1 protein-coding gene is annotated in these 2292 nt (G+C 73.9%); it reads right to left on the bottom strand.

Features of this window, described 5'->3' with window-relative positions; all coding sequences use genetic code 11:
* Positions 1–120 precede the first annotated feature (120 nt).
* Positions 121–2292 (bottom strand): DEAD/DEAH box helicase (locus IBL25_RS25715; RefSeq protein ID WP_187781286.1); only part of this gene is annotated, 2172 nt, incomplete at its 5' end.

The following is a 2292-nucleotide window of genomic DNA, read 5'->3' as shown; positions in this document are numbered from 1 at the left end:
CGGCGCGGGCCCTGCCCTTCGCGCTGTCCGCCGCCGCCAGCCTGACCCGGCTGCCGCGCCACGCCCTGCGCGGCACCGGCCTGGACCCCACCGAAGCCCTGGCGCGGCCGGCCTGAAGGCTCAGGCCGCCTGTTGCCGCTGGTGGCGGCGGACATTGTCCAGCAACCGCTTCAGCAGTGCCAGCCGCTCCGCCGGGCTCTGGCTGGGCTTGCGCAGGATCAGCCGCTCGCCCGGCAGTTGCGCCGCCACGCCCTGCGGCCCGCCTTCCAGCCGCCGCACCCCCAGCCGCTTGCAGCGCAGCCGCAGCCGCGCCAGCGCCAGCCAGTGCCGCACCAGTTCCGGCGGCGGGCCGAAGCGGTCCTCGATCTCCTCCGCTAGGTCCTCCAGCGCCGCCGTATCGCCACGGCGCAGGATCTCGCCCAGGCGGGCATGGGTTTCCACGCGCAGCGCGTCGTCGCTGATGTAATCCTCCGGGATGCCGGCGCTGATGCCGATAGCCAGGGCGGGGGACCAATCCTCCTCCACCGCCTCCCCGCGCGCCTGCCGCAGGGCGCGGTCCAGCATGTGCTGGTACAGGCCGATGCCGATCAGCTTCACATGCCCGGCCTGTTCCTCGCCCAACAGGTCGCCGGCGCCGCGCAGGTCCATGTCGCGCGCGCTGATGGCGAAGCCGGCGCCCACACGGTCGAAGGCTTCCAGCGTGTGCAGGCGGCGGGCGGCGGCGGGGCTGGGCGGCTCCTCCGGGTCGGTCAGCAGCATGATGTTGCCGCGCGCCCGGCCACGCCCGACGCGCCCGCGCAACTGGTGCAACTGCGCCAGACCGAAGCGGTCGGGCTGCCAGACCAGCATGGTATTGGCGCGCGGCACGTCGAGCCCGGTTTCCACGATATTGGTGGAGAGCAGCGCATCCGCCTTGCCTTCCGCGAAGCGCACCATGGCTTCGTCGATCTCCTCCGCCGGCATGTCGCCATGCGCCTCGATCAGCTTCAGGCGCGGCATCAGGCGTTTCAGGCGCGCGCGCATCGGCGCGATATCGGCGATGCGCGGGCAGACCACGAAGCTTTGCCCGCCCCGCCGGTTCTCCCGTGCCAGGGCTTCCTTCAGCAGCCCGTCGCTGGCCGGGATCTGCAAGGTGCGGATCGGCTGCCGCCGCGCCGGCGGCGTGGCGATGACACTGAGGGATTGCAGCCCGATCAAGGCGGATTGCAAAGTGCGTGGGATCGGCGTGGCGGTCAGGGAAAGGTTGTGCACTCCCTCCCCCAGCCGGCGCAGCATGGATTTCTGGCGGGCGCCGAAGCGCTGCTCCTCATCCACGATCACCAGCCCCAGCTTGCGGAACCGCACGCCCTTGGCGGCCAGCGCCTGGGTGCCGATGGCGATGCCCACCTCGCCGCTGTCCAGCCCCGCGCGCACCGCCCGCGCCTCCGCCGGCGCGCTGAGGCGGGAGAGCGCCTCGATCCGCACCCCCAGCCCGGCGAAGCGGCGGCGGAAAGTGTCCAGGTGCTGGCGCACCAGCACCGTGGTCGGCGCCAGCACCGCCACCTGGTAGCCGGCCAGCACGGCGGCGGCGGCGGCGCGCAGCGCCACCTCGGTCTTGCCGAAGCCGACATCGCCGCAGACCAGCCGGTCCATCGGGCGGCCGGCGGCGAGGTCGCGCAGCGTGGCCTCGATCGCCGCTTCCTGGTCCGCGGTCAGGGAATAAGGGAAGCCCTGGGCGAAGCGTGCCATGGCGGCGCGGGGTGGGCGCAGCGCCGGCGCCTTCAGCGCCTCCCGCTCGCGCGCCATGCGCAGCAGTGCCTGGGCGGTCTCGGCCAGTTGCGCCTCCACGGCGGCGCGGCGCTTCGGCCAGGCCTCGCCGCCCAGGCGGTCCAGCGTCACGCTTTCGGCTTCGGCGCCGTAGCGCCAGAGGCGGTCGGTCTCATCGGCCGGCACCAGCTTGGTGGCGCCATCGGCATAGTCCAGCAGCAGCCGGTCCTCGCTGACGCCATCCACCGTCACGGTCTCGACGCCGCGCAGCGCGCCGAGGCCGTGGTCCAGGTGCACCACCGCATCCCCCGGCTGCAATTGCCCGCCACCGAAGGCCAGGTCCGGGGAAGGCTGGTCGCGGTCCCGCGCATAGGCCGGGCGTACATCCGCCAGCGCCACCACCGAGGCTTCGGGCGTGCGGAAGCCGGCGGCCAGGGCGCCATCGATGCGCGCGAAGCAGCCCGGCGGCGCCGCGCGCAGCGCCAGCCAGCCGGAGAGCGCGAGGGGTTCCTCCTCCAGCCGCTCCCGCGCCTGGCGCAGCAGGGC

This window comes from Pseudoroseomonas ludipueritiae (genome assembly GCF_014490445.1).
Taxonomy (GTDB): domain Bacteria; phylum Pseudomonadota; class Alphaproteobacteria; order Acetobacterales; family Acetobacteraceae; genus Pseudoroseomonas; species Pseudoroseomonas ludipueritiae.
Note: the sequence above shows the minus strand (reverse complement) of the source record. Positions and strands in the feature narration are given on the sequence as shown.